General features: G+C 59.8%; 18 protein-coding genes and 4 pseudogenes. 6 read left to right on the forward strand and 16 right to left on the reverse strand.

What is annotated here, in order from left to right; all coding sequences use genetic code 11:
• Genes hpxZ through HPQ62_RS16290 form a run of 3 tightly spaced genes read right to left on the reverse strand, consistent with a single transcriptional unit; the run spans window position 1 to window position 1,609 of the window.
• Entirely contained in the window at window positions 1-390 is a 390-nt protein-coding gene (gene hpxZ / locus HPQ62_RS16280; RefSeq protein WP_342343724.1) for an oxalurate catabolism protein HpxZ, read from the reverse strand.
• Window positions 387-1,181, reverse strand: coding sequence for a cysteine hydrolase family protein (locus HPQ62_RS16285; protein ID WP_244629738.1), 795 nt, complete (start codon window positions 1,179-1,181; stop codon window positions 387-389). The genes hpxZ and HPQ62_RS16285 overlap by 4 nt, the downstream gene beginning before the upstream one ends.
• Window positions 1,181-1,609, reverse strand: a complete 429-nt coding sequence (locus HPQ62_RS16290) for a cupin domain-containing protein (protein WP_174803627.1) — start codon at window positions 1,607-1,609, stop codon at window positions 1,181-1,183. Before HPQ62_RS16290 ends, HPQ62_RS16285 begins: the two co-directional genes overlap by 1 nt.
• Window positions 1,610-1,735: 126 nt before the next feature.
• Between HPQ62_RS16290 and HPQ62_RS16295 the strand changes: the two genes are divergently transcribed.
• Window positions 1,736-2,629: a LysR family transcriptional regulator gene (locus HPQ62_RS16295; protein ID WP_174803628.1), complete on the forward strand. Its 894-nt coding sequence runs from the start codon at window positions 1,736-1,738 to the stop codon at window positions 2,627-2,629.
• A gap of 482 nt (window positions 2,630-3,111) precedes the next feature.
• On the forward strand, window positions 3,112-4,104 hold the full coding sequence (locus tag HPQ62_RS16300) for an ABC transporter substrate-binding protein (protein ID WP_174803629.1): 993 nt from the start codon (window positions 3,112-3,114) through the stop codon (window positions 4,102-4,104).
• Between the two features lie 263 nt (window positions 4,105-4,367).
• Here the strand turns inward: HPQ62_RS16300 and HPQ62_RS16305 are convergent, their stop codons facing one another.
• Window positions 4,368-5,033, reverse strand: a complete 666-nt coding sequence (locus tag HPQ62_RS16305; protein WP_425312639.1) for a precorrin-2 dehydrogenase/sirohydrochlorin ferrochelatase family protein — start codon at window positions 5,031-5,033, stop codon at window positions 4,368-4,370.
• A gap of 127 nt (window positions 5,034-5,160) precedes the next feature.
• On the opposite strand from HPQ62_RS16305, the gene HPQ62_RS16310 reads away from it, so the two are divergent.
• Together HPQ62_RS16310 and HPQ62_RS16315 are read left to right on the forward strand one after the other, a co-directional pair.
• Entirely contained in the window at window positions 5,161-5,493 is a 333-nt protein-coding gene (locus HPQ62_RS16310) for a hypothetical protein (RefSeq protein ID WP_174803480.1), read from the forward strand.
• A gap of 82 nt (window positions 5,494-5,575) precedes the next feature.
• On the forward strand, window positions 5,576-7,000 hold the full coding sequence (locus HPQ62_RS16315; RefSeq protein WP_174803631.1) for a multicopper oxidase family protein: 1,425 nt from the start codon (window positions 5,576-5,578) through the stop codon (window positions 6,998-7,000).
• Window positions 7,001-7,099: 99 nt separating this feature from the next.
• Here the strand turns inward: HPQ62_RS16315 and HPQ62_RS16320 are convergent, their stop codons facing one another.
• Window positions 7,100-8,230 carry a lipocalin family protein gene (locus HPQ62_RS16320; RefSeq protein ID WP_174803632.1) on the reverse strand — a complete coding sequence of 377 codons (1,131 nt, stop codon included), beginning with the start codon at window positions 8,228-8,230 and terminating at the stop codon, window positions 7,100-7,102.
• A 64-nt stretch (window positions 8,231-8,294) separates the two neighbouring features.
• Here HPQ62_RS16320 and HPQ62_RS16325 point away from each other — a divergent pair, with 64 nt between their 5' ends.
• Window positions 8,295-8,897 carry a TetR/AcrR family transcriptional regulator gene (locus HPQ62_RS16325; RefSeq protein ID WP_174803633.1) on the forward strand — a complete coding sequence of 201 codons (603 nt, stop codon included), beginning with the start codon at window positions 8,295-8,297 and terminating at the stop codon, window positions 8,895-8,897.
• A gap of 258 nt (window positions 8,898-9,155) precedes the next feature.
• On the opposite strand, the gene HPQ62_RS16330 is transcribed toward HPQ62_RS16325, so the two are convergent.
• From HPQ62_RS16330 to HPQ62_RS16345, 4 genes are all read right to left on the reverse strand, one after another.
• On the reverse strand, window positions 9,156-11,000 hold the full coding sequence (locus HPQ62_RS16330) for a heavy metal translocating P-type ATPase (protein WP_174803634.1): 1,845 nt from the start codon (window positions 10,998-11,000) through the stop codon (window positions 9,156-9,158).
• A 439-nt stretch (window positions 11,001-11,439) separates the two neighbouring features.
• A complete protein-coding gene (locus HPQ62_RS16335) occupies window positions 11,440-11,835 on the reverse strand; it encodes a DUF302 domain-containing protein (protein WP_174803635.1) in 396 nt (131 codons plus the stop codon).
• A 214-nt stretch (window positions 11,836-12,049) separates the two neighbouring features.
• Entirely contained in the window at window positions 12,050-12,436 is a 387-nt protein-coding gene (locus HPQ62_RS16340) for a type II toxin-antitoxin system death-on-curing family toxin (protein ID WP_174803636.1), read from the reverse strand.
• Between the two features lie 11 nt (window positions 12,437-12,447).
• The gene (locus HPQ62_RS16345) at window positions 12,448-12,675 is read right to left on the reverse strand and encodes an AbrB/MazE/SpoVT family DNA-binding domain-containing protein (protein WP_106308240.1); all 228 of its coding nucleotides are present in this window, start codon (window positions 12,673-12,675) and stop codon (window positions 12,448-12,450) included.
• A gap of 427 nt (window positions 12,676-13,102) precedes the next feature.
• Here HPQ62_RS16345 and HPQ62_RS16350 point away from each other — a divergent pair.
• Window positions 13,103-13,571 (forward strand): annotated as a pseudogene (locus tag HPQ62_RS16350) (hypothetical protein); the annotation flags it as partial.
• A 36-nt stretch (window positions 13,572-13,607) separates the two neighbouring features.
• On the opposite strand, the pseudogene HPQ62_RS16355 reads toward HPQ62_RS16350, so the two are convergent.
• The 7 genes and pseudogenes from HPQ62_RS16355 to HPQ62_RS16385 all read right to left on the reverse strand — a co-directional run.
• Window positions 13,608-13,805, reverse strand: a pseudogene (locus tag HPQ62_RS16355) (IS3 family transposase); the annotation flags it as partial.
• Between the two features lie 111 nt (window positions 13,806-13,916).
• Window positions 13,917-14,999, reverse strand: a complete 1,083-nt coding sequence (locus HPQ62_RS16360) for an ABC transporter ATP-binding protein (protein ID WP_174803638.1) — start codon at window positions 14,997-14,999, stop codon at window positions 13,917-13,919.
• Window positions 14,996-15,823 (reverse strand): carbohydrate ABC transporter permease, encoded by an 828-nt coding sequence (locus HPQ62_RS16365; protein ID WP_174803639.1) that lies wholly within the window; start codon window positions 15,821-15,823, stop codon window positions 14,996-14,998. The genes HPQ62_RS16360 and HPQ62_RS16365 overlap by 4 nt, the downstream gene beginning before the upstream one ends.
• On the reverse strand, window positions 15,820-16,722 hold the full coding sequence (locus HPQ62_RS16370; RefSeq protein ID WP_174803640.1) for a carbohydrate ABC transporter permease: 903 nt from the start codon (window positions 16,720-16,722) through the stop codon (window positions 15,820-15,822). Before HPQ62_RS16370 ends, HPQ62_RS16365 begins: the two co-directional genes overlap by 4 nt.
• A gap of 118 nt (window positions 16,723-16,840) precedes the next feature.
• Window positions 16,841-17,497 (reverse strand): annotated as a pseudogene (locus HPQ62_RS16375) (sugar ABC transporter substrate-binding protein); the annotation flags it as partial.
• A 128-nt stretch (window positions 17,498-17,625) separates the two neighbouring features.
• Window positions 17,626-18,384: an IS21-like element helper ATPase IstB gene (gene istB, locus HPQ62_RS16380; protein ID WP_174803641.1), complete on the reverse strand. Its 759-nt coding sequence runs from the start codon at window positions 18,382-18,384 to the stop codon at window positions 17,626-17,628.
• Window positions 18,381-19,187 (reverse strand): annotated as a pseudogene (locus HPQ62_RS16385) (Mu transposase domain-containing protein); the annotation flags it as partial. The gene istB and the pseudogene HPQ62_RS16385, both read right to left, overlap by 4 nt.
• Window positions 19,188-19,208 lie beyond the last annotated feature (21 nt).

Genomic DNA, 19,208 nt, shown 5'->3' on the forward strand with positions numbered 1-19,208 from the left:
TCAGCTCCGATCAGCCAGGAGAGAGACATGCGCCGCGACGACCTTCCAGCCGGCGGCGGTCTTGAGCCATGTCTGACTCTGACGCCCCTTCACCGAGCTGCCATCGCGTTGAAATTCGAGATTGCACGTCCCCATGTCATCGCCATAGGTTACGATCTCGCGCCGCAGAACGCTGCGCTGCGGGGAGCCGCCCGAGCGGCCCTTGCGAAAGGCGCGGATCTCATCGATGCCGTAGAGGTTCTCTCCGACGCCGTATCGCAACGTTTGCGCACTGTTCCAGAACAGCGCGTCCATCGCATCAAGATCATTGTCCATCAGAGCAGCCTCATAGGCATCGCAGGCAGCTGTAAGCTCGGACAATGGCTGTTCGAGGTTGATCTCGCGGGTCACTTTTCTGCCTCCAGCGCGGCTTTCAGTTCTGTGCCATCGCAAACGAAGCCGTAGCATTGGCGGACATTGTAGAGGGTCGCCTCAAGGCAATAAGCCGGAGAGCTCGTCGCGGCGCAATCCTGAAGAAGGATGGCGTCAAACCCTCTGGCCACCGCATCGGTGAGGGTGTTCATCACGCATTGATCCACGTTCACGCCGGCAAAAAGCAGTGTGGAGACATCGAGATTGCGCAGGATTGCTTCGAGTTCGGTATCGGTAAAGCCGGTCATGCGGTATTTCGAGACCGCGATATCCCCGTCTTCGGGTGTCAGTTCATCAACCACCTTCGCCGACCAGCTGCCTTCCTCGAGCACATGCGCACCGTGCCCGGGCAAGGGCTTTCCTATGCCGGTCGACCGGCCATCCGGATCATAGACATGCAGCACCGAGGGCGGCAGATTGGCGCGATCGGCGCGATTGCCCCAGTTGAGCCAGATCACCGGCACGCCGGCTGCGCGCAGCGTGGGCAGCAATTCCACAAGCGGCGCAATCGGCGCACGGCATGGGGTCACGTCGACGCCGATATGCGCCAGCCAGCCATCGGGATGACAGAAGTCATTCTGCATATCGACGACGATGATCGCCGTCCGGCCCAGATCGAGCGTAACCTTGAGGTCGCGATCCTTGAGGGTAACCGGTCTGGCAATGTTGCGCTCACGCGCCAGATTGACATGTTCGCCATTCACCTGCCACGCGGTCTGCCCGAAGCTACCAAGAGACAGCAGATCGGGTTTGAAATTCCCGTTCATCATCAGGCGGCACCCGTCAGAACGGCGATGTCTTCTTCATCCAGCGCGATCTTTTCACCCGAGCGGATCAGGTTCGAGAATTCCTGGTCCGGCACCATCACCGTGAGCGTGTAGAGCTTGGAGCCGCCAGTGTTTTTAACGATGTGCTCGGACCCTGGCTCCAGCAGCAGAGCATCGCCCTTCTTGATCTTCATGCCCTCGCCATCGGAGAAGGCCTCTCCTTCACCATGAAGCACATAGAAGAACTCATGCGCGGCGGAATGACTGTTGGGTGGCGTCGCGCCGCCAACGGTGAATATTTCGATCACGAAGATGGAATTGGTCGAAGAGTTCGCAGGATCGAACAGGATTGCGAAGTAATTGGTGTCAGCCGGAGAAATTCGGAAAACTTCCGCCTTCCGAAGTGTTTCGAAGGAAAACGTGCTCTTCATGCTTGCTGCTCCTGCGGATAGTGGCGTGGCAGATTCCACGCTGGCGCCCTTCATAATGAAGGTTGACGCATGAAATAAAAGCACCTTTTATAGAGTTCACCGTTTCATAAAAGGCAACACTCGAAAATGCATGCACGTGTTATCCGGTATCTGAACGAAGTCGTCCGGTCGGGTTCCATTCGTGCCGCCTCGGAAAAGCTCCATGTCGCTCCGTCTGCGATCAGCCGGCAGATCAAGGCGCTCGAAGACGAGCTCGGGACACCCGTTTTCAACAGGGGCTCCAGGGACCTGACGCTGACCTCGGCCGGGGAATTGTTGCTGGTTCATGTCCGTCAGACATTGCGCGAGGAATCCCGCACGCGCGCGCAGATCGAAGATCTCAAGGGACTTCGGCGCGGCTCGGTATCACTCGCGATCATGAGCGGACTGGCGGGCAACATCGTTCCGCGCAGCCTGATCGCATTCCGCAAGGCCAATCCGCGGGCCGAACTGAAGGTCAAGCTGCTTCCGACGGATGAGGCGATCCTTGATAGCGTTGCCTCGGGCGACGCCGATTTCGGGATCGGCTTCGATTTTCCGGAACGCTTCGGCATGCGGGTCATGAGCACAGCGCTGGCGCAATTGGGCGCGATCATGAGCGCATCGCACCCGCTGTCGCAAAGATCGAGCGTGCGGCTGAGCGAGTGCCTCGATTTTCCGCTCATTCTCGCAGATGAGACCTTGGTGATCCGGCCCTATCTCGACAGGGCAATCGCACAATTGCGCGGTCATCCGCAGGTGATGATGGAAACCAATTCGATCGAGATCATGCGCTCGATGGCGATCGGAAGCGAAGGGATCACGTTTCTGACCAAGTTCGATGTCGAACGTGAATTGCAGAACGACACGCTGAAATATGTGCCTGTGCAGGAATTGATCGAACATTCGCAAAGGCTGATGGTCGTCCGTTCGGAACGCTATCCAAATGCGCTGGCGAATGTGTATTTCGAGGGCCTGCAGAACATTTTGACAAAGTCCTAAAACAGCGCGCCTGCCGGTTGTATCCACCCGGGCTTGTGCTTGCAGGCATCGGTGCGGGAGCGCGCACCGAATGAAAAGACGATGGTCGCTTTTCAGGGCGGTTGCAAAAAAGGCAACGCTTAAGTCTAAAAACGATGCTTTTGTATCTATTATTTCGATGATTAGCTGATCTCGCGCTCATTCAACGCATGTCGATCCGACCGGGCGACATGCAGCAAAACAAAAGAGCCGGGAACATGCTGCAATGACTTCTAAAATATGCCTGAAACGAAAACGACTATCCTTCCTTCTCGGCATTGTCGGTTTGAACCCGCAAGGCGCGACATTCCGGTCGCTTGATTGCCGGCCAGCGCTGGTGGCCGGATAGCTTTTGACAGAATTCCAGCCAAACCTCCGGGCAGAACCTGCTCCCGGGTCTGGCCGAAGCAGATGATCAATGAACGCTTTCTAACCTTCGAACAGGATCAGGAAAGGACGCATACGTGAAACGCACTTCCCTCTATAAGGCGCTGGTTGGCGGGGCCGTTATCGCCTCCGCTCTCGCAACCTCTGCAGCGGCAGAAAACTATCCGATGACCATGATCATGGGATGGCGCGCACAGGCCGAACAAGGCGGCTTCTGGAATGCCTCCATCAACGGCTATTATGCCGAATGCGGCATCGACATGGAAGTTCGCCAGGGCGGTGCGGGTATCGATGTGACGCGCCTTCTTGTGTCCAACGCCGTGGACGCAGCGCTGACGTCGCAGAATGACGGCGTCATGCGGATGATTCAGGCAGGGTTCCCGGCGCGCGCCGTGTTCGCCTCCTTCCAGAACACGCCGACGACGATTGACGTGCACGAAGACAGCGGCATCGACAGTTTCGAAGACCTCGTCGGCCATCCGATCTTCCTGTCTTCCGGCAACCGCAACACATACTGGCCCTATCTCAAGCTGAAATATGGCTATACCGACGACCAGCTGCGCAGCTTTACCGGGCAGTTCGCGCCCTTCCTCGCAAATCCCGAAAGCGCCACGCAAGACTTCGTCACGAACGGCCCCTATGTCATGAAGCAAGAAGCGCCGGACGTTAAAATCAAGCACATGTTCCTGCGTGACACCGGATATGCGCCCTATTCCGGGCTGCTGACCGTTTCTCAGGATCTGATCGATGAAAAGCCGGAGGTGGTGAAGTGCCTCGTGGACGCCTCCCGCAAGGGCTGGCTCGACTATCTCGAGGACCCGACCAAAACCTTCGACTACATCGAGGAGATCGCCCCTGAGAACTCTCGCGGTTTGCTGCAATACGCCTATGACACGATGAAGCAATATGGCTTCCTCGAAAACGAGGACACCGAAGCCTATGGTTACGGTGCAATGACAAACGCCCGCTGGAAGGCACAATACGACCTTCTGGTGGAGATCGGCACGTTCGAGCCCGGCTTCGATTATACCCAGGCCTACTCGCTGGACTACCAGAACGGCAGCGACTGACCCGGCAGCAGGCAGACAATCAAGGCCATGGGAGGCATCTGCCTTCGATGGCCTTTTTCGTGTGGCAGGCTTCCCTCACCCACCTTCCCCCATGTTGGCGGTCGCGACGGAATGCCATTTCCTCTTGCCAAGAAAGGAATTGAAGCGGCTTAGTGTCCATGCGCTTGGAAATGTAGCCGAGGGCCGGGCCATCCGGACACGGTCTGCAGATCGGCTAGCTCCTGTCAGGCCGGTCAAGTTCAACGATGAAGGACATCATCGATTCAATGGGCCGCCGCACTCCGCATCCCGAAATACGCGGATGCCTTGCTCGCGATCACCGTCGTGACAGGGCTCAAATCTAATTCTGAAGCGACAGAGCGCTCCTCTGCGACGAGTGCGCCGAAAACGCCACCCACCCCGAACAACACCGGCTTGTCGTAGCCGATTTCCTGCATCCCCTCTGAAAGCTCTGCAAGCGGCCCGCGCCAGTGGCGTTCGTCGGGGCGGCTGATGTTGGCGGCGATCAGGACCGGGGTTTCGGCCGGCAGGCCCTCGGCGATCAGGCGGGCGGCGATGTCGCCGGCGGTGCGGCCGCCCATGTAGAACATCGTCGTCGTCGCCGGATCGGCGATCATCGCCGCTTCGGCATCGTGTCCCGGTCCTACGGAGGCGGCGAAGGAACGGTCGACAAATCCTTCCCAGAAGGTGCGGCGGCGCGTGCCGGGTTCCAGCAGCGCCCCCACCAGGGCCCTGAGCCGAGCCGCAAGCTGGGCCCATTCGGAAAGCGCGCGCGGGAGCAGTGTCTCGACCCGCCGGCGGATCGCCTGGCCCAGAATGGGGGCCGCGCCATCGGTCGAAATCCCGATCACCACCGGCGAGCGGTTGACGATCGAGCCGAACTGTCGGAGGTTTTGTGGCTCGGAAAATGCGGGATGATAAGAGGGCAAGGCCAAAGATCGGCCATGATCGGCCCGCACTGTCTCCTCGTCACCAGGGCGCATAAGAACGCCTGATGTGACATGTGAAAATGGATTGAACATGGCGGCCATGCGGCAAATGCGGACGGCGATGAAGATGGTGTGCATTGTCACGGCCATCATGCTCGGCATGCTTTTGCCCACCGTCAGCAGTGCCGCCGCTCTTTGCGCAACATCACCCCAGGTCGCAATCCACCATGCGCCGTCTTCCGACGCCGCGGTGCATCATGGCATGGACCACACGGATGGCACGCCCGGCGCAAAGGCCTGTTGCCTGGCAGACTGCAGCCTGCAGACCGGCGTCACGCCCGCACAGCCATCAGGGGCTGCGGCGCCCATTCCCGGAGCGCTGGTCTTCATCGATCTTTCCGCGTCCCTGAAAGGCCACCCTGTTTCTCCCGCCTTCGAGCCTCCCCGCACCGTCGCATGAACCCGGGCGCCGCACATGTCGGCACCTGCCATCCTTCATGTGACATCATCCGGTCCATTGACCGGTCTTCGGGAGAACGATCATGTATCGCCGACAATTCATGCAGAGGCTCGCACTTGGCGCGGCAGCCTTCGGACCCGGCCTGCCTTTCGCCCTGGCCAGTTCCTCACACGCACAGCAACCTCCCGCCAAGCTGGAGATCACCAACCGCACGATCGAAGTGAATGGAAGGCCCGCGACAGTCTATGGCCTTGTCGGGCCCAACGGAAAGCCGGGCCTCACGCTCGATGCGGAACATCCTTTCGATGTCCGGCTCGTCAACAGCAGCCGTGAAGCGACGCTCGTTCACTGGCATGGCCTGACCCCGCCATGGGACATGGACGGGGTTCCCGGCAATCCGGCGCCGATGATCGCCCCGGGAGAAGAACGAAGCTACTATTTCCCCCTGCGCAACAGCGGCACGCACTGGATGCACGCCCATACGCTGCAGGAACAGACCCTGCTGGCAGCGCCGCTGATCATCCTTTCGGAAGAAGACAGAAGCGCCGATGTCCAGGAGGTCGTCGTCCTGCTCCACGACTTCTCGTTCCGCTCCCCCGAGGAGTTGCTCGCCGGCCTGACGAAAGGCGGCGGCCATGGCGGGATGACGGGCGGGCACGCCATGATGATGCATGGGCACGAGATGTCCGGCATGGCGATGCCTGCCATGGACCTGAACGATATCGTGTATGATGCCTATCTGGCCAATGACCGGACGCTGGACGATCCTGAGGTATTTTCCGTCGAAAAGGGTTGTCGGGTGCGGTTGCGCATCATCAATGGCGCTACCGCCACCAATTTCACCATCGACACCGGCATTCTCCCCGGTCGCCTGATGGCCGTGGACGGGCAGCCAGTAGAGCCCCTTTCCGGCAAACGGTTCGGCGTATCGATGGGACAGCGCCTCGATATCATGCTCGACATCCCAGGGACAGGCGGCGCCTTTCCTGTTCTCGCCCTTCGCGAGGGCGCGCGCGAGCGGACCGGCATCGTCCTGGCGACGCGCGGCGCAGCCATTGCCCGGGTTTCCGGCCTCGGCGCGGAAGACGGGCCGGTGCTGGATCTCAAACTGGAAACCGGGCTCCGCGCTCTGTCCGCCCTCGGGGGCGGCCCCTTAAGCCAGAGCTACGACCTCGTATTGTCCGGCAGCATGTCCGGCTACGACTGGCGGATCGATAGTGCGGAGGAGATGCGCGTACGCCGCGGCGACCGCGTTCGGCTTGCGATGACCAACATGTCGATGATGGGGCACCCGATGCATCTGCACGGCCATCACTTTCAGGTCGTGGGCATCAATGGCATCGCAACGGACGGAGCGGTTCGCGACACAGTCTATGTGCCGCCGATGGCGACAGTCGATATCGTGTTCACCGCCGATAATCCCGGACGCTGGCCGTTCCACTGTCATCACCTGTACCACATGGCAAGCGGCATGATGGCTCACGTCGACTACGAAGGATCGACCTGAAGCCGTCCCAGACCGAGGGAGGGCAGATGGCGGAATGATGCGGCGTGGCGAACAAGACGACCCGGCGCAAGCTTCAGTGCCTGTGCCGGGTCAGCACGCCTATTTCCAGACGCCGACGAGTTCGACGTAGCCGTAACCCGTGATCGGCTCGCCCCCATAGGAGCCGGTGACAGTGCTTGCCCCTTCATATTTGGTCAGGTAGGGGGCGACGGAGATGATTTCCTGATGCCGCGGCGCGGGAAGGACGTCGAGCTGAACATCGAGAGCGGGAATGCTGACCGACCAGCGCGTCGGATAGGTATTGCCGCTTTCTTCGCTGGTCCACTCATCAGCCGCTCCGAGGCTTGGTTCCACGGCTGCGACGGTCTGGGAACCATCGGGATGAAGCACCGTTGCCCAGGACCGGTCCTTGCCGATCGCGCCATCAAAGGCCGACCAGAGGCTGATCGAGTCGCCATTGTCGAGGCGCAAGCCCATCCAGCTCCACGTCGCATCCTGAGAACCCGCCGGCGCATTATCCTGCCACTGGCGATCGAACCAGCCGTTGCCGTCGATCTTGTATGTCTTGCCGTCCATCGTGATGGAGCCGGTCGTCTTCATCACGGGGACGGAGTATTCGTGGATCGTCATGCCCAGCAGCGGGAAGATACCCGTGCCGCCGTTATAAAGGGTCGGGCTGACTGGCGTCATCTGCAGGTCCAGCGAACCATTCTTGAGCGTGGCCTTGGCCTCGATACCATCGGGCGTTATGTGCATCGCGCCATTGGGAAGGCTGTAATTGATACCGTCCGCCGTTTCGCCTTCGCCGGTATACGGCAGCAACATGTCCCCGGCGCTATACCAACCGGTCGTCTCGTCGGTGATGGAAGCCACCGATTGAATGACGCGCTGGCCGTCAGGCGTCTTCATGACCATGACATGGTAGAGGCAGCTGATCGTATGCCCTTCGGCGGTGAAATGTCCGGTGACGAACCATGAATTGACATCGTAGTCCGCCTTGATCGGCAGGTCCTTGACGGCATCAAGCAGAGGACCGACCCCGGCCGGGGCCGACAGAGGAGCGGGCGCGGGCGCATTCGACAGCGAAGCAGCATGAGAAAAGCCCGCCGCGCCGATGACGATCAGGCCAGAGAGGAGAAGTGAATTCCAGAACCGTTGAGATGTCATGTCCAGACTCCCTATAACGACGTGGCCGGGATGGCCGACGACTGAACCGAGCGGCGGGAACATTGAATTTCTCTTACCGTCAGTATATATATCTTACTGCCAGTAAGTTTTTTTCAAGGTGTATGTTTTGCAAACTTCAAGCGAGCGCGCGGCGCCGAAAAAACCATCGTTCAAGCAACAGCAATTGCGTCAACGCGAGACGGCTCTTGTCACGGCAGGAGGACAACTGTTGGCGACAAAAGGTTATGAGCGCACCACCATCGATGACATCATTGGCGTTGTGGGCATCTCGAAGCCGACCTTCTACAGCCACTTCGCCAGCAAGGAGGCGTTGGCAATCAAGGTGATCGTGTCAGGTCTGGAAACAGCCCTTTCGAAGCTTGAGACATTTGCAGCAGCGATGCCGCCAGGGGAGGCCTCGCGGGCAATGATCGAATGGGCGATCGACAACCAATTCGGCCCGGACGGCGAGCCGTCATTTTCCGGCGCTCTGGCGTTCTTTGATCATGACGACGTTCTCGCTGCGGAAAGCAGGCTGACAGGACGACTGGCCGACCTGATCAACAGAGGGCAGCAGGAGGGAACGATAGAAAAAACGGTGGATGCCCGCCTGCTGTCGCGTACCTTTCGCAGCATCCTGAAAGACAACTCATTCTTTGATCGTTCGGGTGAAGGAAAGGCGGATCTTTCCGAGATAAAGAGCGGCATGATCCGTCTTCTTCTCGGCTAGACAGGTAATTGTCACTGCGAACCCAGCCGCCTTTTCCTCTCGAAGAGGCCCCGGCGCTGTCGGGTTTCATCCCCGGTGCCCTCGGAGGCCTGATCTTAAAGGTCAGCAATGTCTGCGAAAACCCAAGGCAGGTTTTGGAAAGACGTTTCCGCGAATGAGAAAGGGCATTCGTGCTCTTGAAATCCCTGATCACCAGCCCTGACAAGATGCCATCCTGTTCAGGCGATCTCAGCGCGATGTGCCTTGAGCATCGCTTGTTCATCGCAGTGCCCTTAGGGCGTTCAGGATAACCGCGACGTCGATTGCCTCCTGCGTCAGGGCACCCTGAACAGGGGGCAGGAAGCCGAGGCTGGCAAAGCCCATGGCGGCAACCGACAGTCCAAGGCCCGCGACAACACTTTGCGCCGCGATCATCCGGCTGCGGCGCGCAACCGCCATGGCCCTCACCAGCGGTGCCAGTTCGTCCACCAGCAGCACGATCCCCGCCGCTTCCGACGATGAAGCCGTTCCGTGAGCGCCCATGGCAACGCCGACATCGGCCGCAGCAAGCGCCGGCGCGTCATTGACGCCGTCGCCCACCATCATGACAGGGCCGTTGGCGACCTCGCTGCGCACGGCAGCAACCTTGGCATCCGGCGAGAGATCCCCGAGCACGAGATCGAAGCCGAGTTGCTTGCCGACTTTTTCGGCGATATCGCTTCGGTCGCCCGAGGCCAGCACCAGCCGTTTCACGCCCGCGCGCCGCAACGCGTCCAGCATCGGTTTTGCATCAAGGCGGACCTGGTCCTGCAGCACGATGATGCCGGCCACGTTGCCGTCAATGCCAACCGCCACCGTCATGGCGGCCGGGTCGATGTCCTGCAGCAGATCGTCTGCCCGTACATTGCCGCTCCGTTCTGCCACAAAGCTGTTGCCGCCGACGGCGACCTTTCGGCCATCCACAATGCCCTCGATCCCGGTCCCGGGCGTTTCCACCACCTGCACCGGTGCAGATAGGGCAAGGCCTTTGGACTGGGCGGCCTTGATCAGCGCCGTGGCAACGACATGGCCTGATGCCTGGTCGAGACTGGCTGCGGCCTTCAGGATATCCGCCTCTGCAAATCCGGCGCGCGTCCTGATCTCGGTGATTGTTGCCTGCCCATGGGTCACGGTCCCGGTTTTGTCGAGAATCACGGTCTGGACCTGCGACAGCGCCTCCAGCACGCCACCGCCCTTGACAAGAACCCCCATCCGGGCCGTGCGCGACATGCCCGAAATCAGCGCGACAGGAACGGCGAGGATGAGCGGACAGGGCGTGGCGACGACGAGCACGGAGAGAACGCGGATGGTATCTTGTGTCACGAGCCAGGTGACGGCGGCGATTGTGACCGTCAGCGCAAGAAAGCCGATCGCATAGCGGTCAGCCATGCGCACCATCGGCGCCTTGCTCGATTGAGCGGCCTCAACGAGGCGCACGATGCCCGCATAGGTGCTCTCGGCAGCCGGGCGGATTGCGACAAGCTCGAATGCGGCTCCGGCGGAGGCCGCGCCGCTCAGCGCTTCGCCGCCTTTCATGATGTTCTGTGGAAGAGATTCGCCTGTCAGCGCCGAGAGGTCGAGCACGGCGACATCGGTTGCCACGCGACCATCGACGGGCAGAACGTCGCCCTGACGAATGAGAAGCCGATCCCCCGCTTTGATATCAGCGATCGGCACCTGTTGCAGCACGTCGCCATTGTAGCGCATGGCAGTCTGCGCCACGCGGCCCATCAGCGCCGTCATCTCCTTCTTGGCGCGACCCTGCGCGAAGTCCTCAAGAAGCTGCCCGCCCGCATACATCATCGCCACGACATTCGCCGCCAGCGGCTCTCCGAACGCCAAGGCGGCGGACATCGACAGTGCTGCTACGATATCGAGACCGATATCGCCTCTACGAAGGGAGACGGCGATCTGAACGAACAGAGCGAGCAGGACGGGAACTGTGGCCGCAGACCAGACCCAACCAGCTTCACCCGGATTTTCGCTCCAGGACAGAAGGCCACCCGCGACAAGGCCCGTTGCGGCAAATCCGATCAATATCCGGGAGTGCTTGCGGCGGAGTATCTCTCGGATATGAAGCTTCATTGCGTCTCCCCCGGCCCCAAGGACACCATGATGTTCCAGATTAGGCCATTGCACTCTACCGCTATCTGCGGCGGTCCGCTTGATCTCGATCCAAATGCCGTCACCGCGATCGTATTTTCTGGCCCAACGTCACCGAAGCAGGATGCGAATGTCAGCGACAGAAATCCGGCAGGCGGTCACAGTGGCATCGCTGATCTTCCGCGCATCGGCGCACACGCAGGAACGACCGTGTGAGGTCGTGAAGCAACCGCAGCGTTCGACACTTTATCGCAGACCGCCCGCACCATCCCGATGCACGGCATCGCGATGGTGCGGGCGGTCTTGGAAGGCAAGGCACGACCAGGGCAGGATCGGCTGGATACGAGCCTGCAGTCCCGATGCGGCCAATATGAACGCGCCGCGGGTGCGGAGGCAAAGTCAGGCAGCCCCTAGGCCCGGTTCACGTCTGGACATCCGCGACAGCATCGTGAAGCATAGAGCGCACTGTTCCAGCGACGTCCTTCAGACGGTCGTTGTCGATTGCCTGCATCGAGGCGACTGGATCTACCGCACTGATCATCACCTCGCCATCTCCCAGGGAACGAACAATGACGTTGCAGGGAAGCATGGCCCCGACCTTCGGCTCGATCTGCATGGCCTGATGAGCCATTTTCGGGTTGCAGGCTCCCAGAATAAGGTAATCGGCAACGTCAACATCGAGCTTCTTCTTCATGGTGCTGGCGACGTCGATTTCTGTCAGGACGCCAAAGCCGTGCCGCGCAAGCGCCTCCCGGGTTCTTTCGACAACCAGATTAAACGGCATGCCAGAGATCGTCTTATCCATCGTGTAATGCATTGCTAGCCTCCTGGGTTTTCGCGAACATCAACTCGTTAGGAACTATCATCTGTAGCAAGGTCGTGAAGCGGATCGGCAACAAGGTCACTCTAGGACGACAGCAGGCCTTCTGCCATCCCTTCGACAACAGCCCTTATCGAAGAACATTACGAAGCCCTTGCTGCGCGCGGCGTAATTTGCATCGCCCGAAGTCCGGCAATAACCTGATTTCCCGTCAGGCTTCGACCAGCCGCTCCCTGAACCAGCGCGCGAGTTCGTCTTCCCCAATCGCGCCGCCAGCCACGCCTTCCATCAATTGAACCGCATCGACGGGCTGGAAGCGAAGCCGGTATCCGTTATCGGCAAGGAAAAGACGCGCCGCGATCCAGGCCGTGCGCTTGTTGCCATCCATGAAACCATGGTTCTTGGCGAGACCGAAGGCATAGGCCGCGGCAAGGTCTGACGCGTCCGGGGTGCCATATGCAGCCACATTCTGCGGACGGGCCAAGGCGCTTTCTATCCCGTCAGCGTTTCGGATGCCCTCGGAGCCGCCATGTTCCGACAATTGCCTGTCGTGAACCGCATATATGACAGCCGGTTCCACCCATCGCCAGTTCTTCATTGCGGCACCCGTCATTTGGCCAGCGCGCGCAATACCTCGCGGTCGTCATGCATGATTTCATCGGCGAGTTCCATCTGGCGGACGAACTCCGGATTATAGGGCGTCAGGCGATAGCCGCCATCCGCTGTTTCCGTCAGATAGAGGGTATCACCCTTCTTGACCTTCAGATGGGCCATTATTTCCTTGGTGAGGATGACGCCGGACGATGCGCCAACCGTTGTAATCTTGACACTCTGCATAGCGGCCGCCTCTCTATATAATAGCTATTATATAGACAATGACACCTGATCGATCAATGGCAAGAAGCCGGCGGCAAAGCGCGAGGGCTTCGCGCGAGCGATTTTCTATAGATCAACGGAAAGCCAACCAACCCTGGAAAGAAAACAATTAATAAAATCATAACCTTGAAATCGGGGAATGGCGGACAGAGAGTCCTTCTTAAAAAATTAAGAATGATAACATATCATTTATATTCAATAAGATAAGTGAATGATGAGTTGCAGAATGCGTAGCACTTTGTGTAGCATAAATAGGCTGTACGTTGGAGGGCCAAGTTTGTTTCCTTCATTCTATCTTTAGGCGCATATAGTAAGAAAAACAAATTTTACACGCTTAGAAATGTGAACGATTACACGTTTCTCGAAGGCAGGCTCTCTGCTAACGTCAATCACGACCTACGGCGTTTTGATCCACCGTTCGGATTCGATCTATGATGACAGTCCGGCCGAGCGCTATCAGTTCCCGGCACAGTATCGAGCGCGGGTGGAGGCGTGTGTCGATGACTGGCTCGTCTATTACGAACCGAGCAAGGTGCGCGACACGCGCGGCTATTTCGCCGTCGCCAAGGTGGAGGCGGTCATCAGGGATCCGTCTTCCGCAGAGATGTTCATCGCGCTGATCGAGCCCGGCACCTATCTCGATTTCGTCAATCCGGTTCCGTTCAATAGAGATGGCAGGCTGATCGAGCGCGGTCTCCTGAATGCTGGGCAGGATATCCGGTCGCGCGCAGTCTGCCGTCCGGCCCTTGTCTGACGAATACTCCAATCGCGTCCTCACGCTGGGCCTGGAGGAAAGTGAAGAAGAACTGCCGCGAATCCGTATTCCGCAGCTCGGTTCCCGCGCCGTCCGCGAACGAACCGCTCCGAGTTTACCGGAGGCTTGGTTTCAATAGTTACGCGGCTTGGACTTCAGTTTCCAGAGCTGCGTAGAAGTGTGCCTCTGCTTCTGCCGGTGGCATATTCCCGATTGGCTCGAGCAGACGGCGGTTGTTGAACCAATCCACCCATTCGAGCGTGGCAAATTCGACTGCCTCGAAGTTTCGCCAAGGGCCACGTCGGTTAATGACCTCAGCTTTATAGAGACCATTGATGTGTTGATGTGTGCTGAGACGGGACAGTGGCGATGACTGCCGGCTCAAGCCATCACCTTGGAGCATTGCGCCCCAAGCCATCTCGTGAGGCGGTTCGGTTCTTAAAAACGGTCAGCCGCCAGAGAGCGGCAGCCGTATTTCCGTCTTTGCGTCGAAGACGTGAAGCTGGCAGAGATCGAAGGCAACGCCGACGCTGTCGCCCGGCTGCACATCGGTGCGACCATTCAGGACAAGGGTGAAGTCCTCCGCGCCATCAGCGGCGAGATAGGTGTTGGAGCCGGTGCTCTCGACGGTGGCCACGGGGAAGGTCAGCATCGCCTCACCGGCTGGAACGATCCGAAGATGCTCCGGTCGAAGGCCGACCGTGACGGACTGGCCCTCGGGCAGACCGGTATCGACGGCGATCGTCTGGGAACCGCCGAGGGCAAGCGCCAGCGATTTCCCGCCCGGCCCGACCATGGCGGCAATGAAATTCATCGCCGGCGAGCCGATGAAACCTGCAACGAACCTGTTGACCGGCCGGTCGTACAGCTCAAGCGGCGCGCCCTGCTGCTCGATGATACCGGCGCGCATGACGACCACATGATCGGCCATGGTCATCGCCTCGATCTGGTCGTGCGTCACATAAACCGATGTCGCGCCCAGCCTGTCGTGCAGCGCGCGGATTTCCTTGCGCATCTGGACCCTGAGCGCGGCATCTAGATTGGAGAGCGGCTCATCGAACAGGAAGGCCTTGGGATGGCGGATGATCGCCCGGCTCATCGCCACGCGCTGGCGCTGCCCGCCCGACAATTCGCGCGGATAGCGGCCGAGAAGCTCCGACAGCCCGGTCGTCGTCGCAACCTCTTCGGCGGCCTTCTTCGCCTCGGCCCTGGAAATACCGCGAATACGCAGGCTGTAGGTCAGGTTTTCCTCGACCGTCATATGCGGATAAAGGGCGTAGGACTGGAACACCATGGCCAGATCACGCTTGCGCGGCGGCACGTTGTTCATGGTTTCGCCGGCAATGGTCAGGTTTCCGCTCGTGATCTTTTCAAGTCCGGCAAGCGAGCGAAGCAGGGTCGACTTGCCGCATCCGGACGGGCCGACCAGGGCGACGAAAGTGCCCTTGGGGATGCCGAGTTCAATGTTTTTCAGGGCGTGATAGGCGCCATAATGCTTATTCACGCCTTCGAACTGGATGTGATAGGTCATTTGAGGGCTCCAGAGGTGAGGCCGGACACAATACGGCGTTGCAGAAGAACGAAAATGGCGAGGATTGGCGTTACATAGATCGTCGAATAGGCCATGATCTTGTTCCACTCGGTGGTGTTCGGGCCCATGAAGCTGTTGAGCCCGACGCTGGCGGGCTGAAGCTCCGCTGCCTGGATCATCGACTTCGAATAGACGAACTCGCCGAAGGCCTGCATGAAGATCAGGATGCCGCTCACGAGAATGCCATTGCGCGCCAGCGGCAGGACGATCCTGAAAAACGCGCCGATCCGGGAGTTTCCGTCGACCATCGCCGCCTCCTCTAGCTCGATCGGCACGCTCATGAAGGTTGCGCGGACGAGGACGACGAAGAACGGCATGCTCTTTGCCGCAATCGCAAGGATCACGGCGAAGCGCGGGAAGTCGAGCAGGCCGACCTGCGAGAACCCGACGAAGATCGGCGTGATCATCAGCGAGGCTGGAAGCACCTGCAACAGCAGGATAAGAAACAGGCCGGCGTCGACCCAGCCGCTGCGATAGCGGGCGAGTACATAGGCGCAGCCCACGCCAAGCACCGAGATCAGGGCAACCGAGCCGGTGGCAATCACCAGCGAGTTCCAAAGGTAGCGCGCCATGTTGCGGCTCTGCCAGACTTCGCCATAGGTCGACCACTGTGGATCGGACGGCAGCAGGCGCGGTGGCGTCGCGAACATCGCCGAACCGGTCTTCAGGCTGGTGACATACATCCAGAACAGGGGAAAAAGGTAGATGACTGCCAGTATGATGGCGACGAAGAGCATCAGCCGGTTGCGTGACGTATCGCTCATCCTCTCACCTCATGGCGTGTGGAGCGGACATAGACCAGAGACGCGAACATCACGAACACGATCATGATGACCGAAACGGTTGCCCCCTTGGCAAAGTCATACTGGCGGAACGACAGGTCCCAGGCCCAGTACTGGGCGACATTGGAGGAGTTGTTGGGTCCACCGTCCGTGATGGCGGCAAAAAGATCGAACTGCTGCAGGGTGAAAATCAGGCCGAGCGAGACAACGGCTCCGATGGTCGAGCGCATCATCGGCAGGGTGATGGTCCAGAAACGCTGGAAGATATTGGCGCCGTCAAGCTCGGACGCCTCGTAGAGATCGCGCGGGATCGAGGACAATCCGACAGAAAGGAGGATCATGTTGAAGGATGTTCCCAGCCATATGTTGGCGAGTATGACCGCCCAGAGCGAGTATGACGGGTCCGAGCGCCAATAGATATTGCCGTCCGTAATGCCGGTCGCCGTCAGAAGAAAATTCAGGACGCCGTAATCCCCCGACAGGATCCAGTTCCAGATCGCCCCCACCACCAGGCCGGGCATCACCCAGGATACCAGAAACAGCCCGCGCAGCCACGAAGCGCCCGGGAAATGCGTGCTGAAGAACAGGGCAAGTCCGAAGCCCAGGATGAATTGACCGGCGATGGAGGCAACAACGAAGATCGCCGTATTGAGCAGGATTCCAAGCGTTTCCGGCTGACGAAACAGATCGACATAATTCCGGAATCCGACAAATGGCCGCATGATCTGCCCCATGCTGAACATGTCGACTTCCTGAAAGCTCATCAGCACATTGTAGAGCAGCGGCAGTCCGGACAGCAGGAACAGGAAGGCGAGCGGCACGGCCACCAGCGTGATGTCGAAGCCACGACCATCGGTCAGGCTGGAAAGGAAGCGTTTCATATCTCCTCCGGCGTTGCCCGCAAAACCATCCGGCCGCCGGAGCGGCGCGGATGATTTCTCCGGGAGGGAAGGGGCCGGCGGCTCATCACAAGGACCAGGGCCGCCGGGCAGACAAAGATTACCGGTCAGGAACGGACGAGATCTTCTCGGCGGCCTGATCCAGCGCAGCCTGAGGATCCATCTGTCCCGTCAGCGTGGCCTGGATGGCGTCCTGGATCGCCTTGGAGATCTTCGGCCATTGCGGGTGCGGACCGCGCGGCTGGGCATATTTCAGCTGCTCGACGAAGGTCGCCAGGGCGGCATCCTTCAGGGCATTGCCCGTCGGCGGGATCGCGATGTCGGAACGGGCCGGGATCTGGCCATAATTCTCGAACATCGTATCGTCCTGAGAGACGAAATATTCCAGCACCTCGAAGGCTTCCTCGGGATGCTTGGTACTGGAGAAGATTGCCCAGTTATAGTCACCCATGGCCGAAGACCGCTCGGCGCCTTCTTCCGGAACGGGCAGCAGCGCCACGCCCCAGTCGAAATCGGCGTCCGCAAGCATGCGGTCGATTTCCCACGGACCGGAAATGGCCATCGCGGCATTGCCGGCGTTGAATGTCGCCGTCGCGTTCCACTGGCTGTTGGTCAGGGTATCGGGAGAAGCGAGCTTCTCGTCCATGATCTCTTTCCACGTCGCCAGCGCTTCTACCGCGCCTTCGGTATTGATGTTGTCATAGGTAGCACCACCCATCTGCGCCCATGGCAGGAACTGGAAGGTGCCTTCCTCTGTCAACGGCTGCGTAAAAACCGGCCACGGGGCGGAGCAAAAGTCGGCCACTTTGGACGCAGACATGAGACCCGCGGGAGGGCGTAGCCGAGCGGGGGTCTCATGCCTGCGTTGCGACTTTCTGAAGGGTTTCAGTCGGCCTTTCGGGCGCGGCTTTGGGCGAGACGGTAGCTGTCGCCGTTCATTTCGAGAATGTTGACGTGATGGGTGACACGGTCGAGCAGAGCGCCGGTGAGCCGCTCCGATCCCAGGGTTTCCGTCCATTCGTCAAAGGGCAGATTGCTGGTGATCAGGGTGGCGCCCCGCTCATAACGTTGCGAGATCAACTCGAACAGCAGCTCCGCGCCGGTCTTTGACAACGGCACGAAGCCGAGTTCGTCGATGATCAGCAGCTTGTAGGCGGCCATCTGCTTCTGGAAACGCAAGAGGCGCCGTTCGTCACGGGCCTCCATCATCTCGCTGACCATGGCCGCTGCTGTGGTGAAGCCGACGGTCAGGCCCTTCTGGCAGGCGGCCAGGCCAAGGGCGAGCGCTATGTGCGTCTTGCCAGTGCCGCTGGGACCAAGAGCAATGACATTCTCGCGCCGCTCTATCCATTCGCAGCGGGCCAGTTCCAGCACCTGCATCCTGTTGAGCTTGGGGATGGCGGCGAAGTCGAAGCTGTCGAGGCTTTTGACGACGGGGAATTTGGCCGCCTTGATCCGACGTTCGACCTTGCGGCGGTCCCGTTCGATCATCTCCCGCTCGGCAAGCCGGAACAGGAAACCGACATGATCAATGCTTTCGGTGGCACACAGCCGAGCCAGCTTCTGGTGCTCGCGCTGGAAGGTCGGCAGCTTCAGGGTCTTGAGATAGTGTGCGAGCAGGATCTCTGGTGCTTCTGTGCTCATGCCGCTTCTCCCGCATCAGACGACAAAAGGCGCATGTAGGCTTTCGCCGAGGTCTTCTCGACCGTCGCCCTCGGCAGGTAGGGATAGATCGACAGGTCCAGTCGCGGTGGCCGGCGCTCGACCCGGCACAGGATCAGATGCTTGACTGCATCAAAGCCGATCGCGCCGAGCTGGATCGCCTGCTTCACCGCCGCATGCAGGTCCGCAAAGTCGAAGCTCTCCAGAAGACGGAGCACCTGCACGTATTCCCGCCGGCCATGCTTGGCCATGCGGCCTTCCATCAGCCGGCGCAGCGTCGCGAACTCGTCCGGCAGATCCCAGCCCTGCAACGGAGCTGCCTGATCCAGAGAATTGATCTTCTGCTCGATCAGCGGCAGGTAATGAACGGGATCGAAGATGACATCTTCCCGTTCCCAGCTTCTGGGATGACGAGCAATGATCTCGCCGCGGCAGCCGATCACCACCTCATTGACATAGCCCCGAACCCAAACATCCTGGTGGCCGTAGGCAACCGGCACGGAATAGTCGTTCGTCTTGTAGCGCACCAGCGACTGAGCCGTCACAATGGCGCTGGCCTGGTCGCAGGCGTCGAAGGGCGATGCCGGCAAGGGGCGCATGGCAGCCAGATCGCGCTGAAGCCGCTCGCCGATCGTCTCGCTCTCGCCGCGCAGCTTGTCGCGCTGACGCTTGCGGCATTGCTCTTCCAGAAAGGCGTTAAAGGCATCCCACGTCGGAAACTGCGGGATCGGCACCATGAAGTTACGTCGGGCATAGCCGACAAGACCTTCGACATTCCCCTTATCTGGCATGATCACGCTGACGCC

The sequence above is a fragment of the Martelella limonii genome (genome assembly GCF_013344475.1).
GTDB lineage: Bacteria > Pseudomonadota > Alphaproteobacteria > Rhizobiales > Rhizobiaceae > Martelella > Martelella limonii.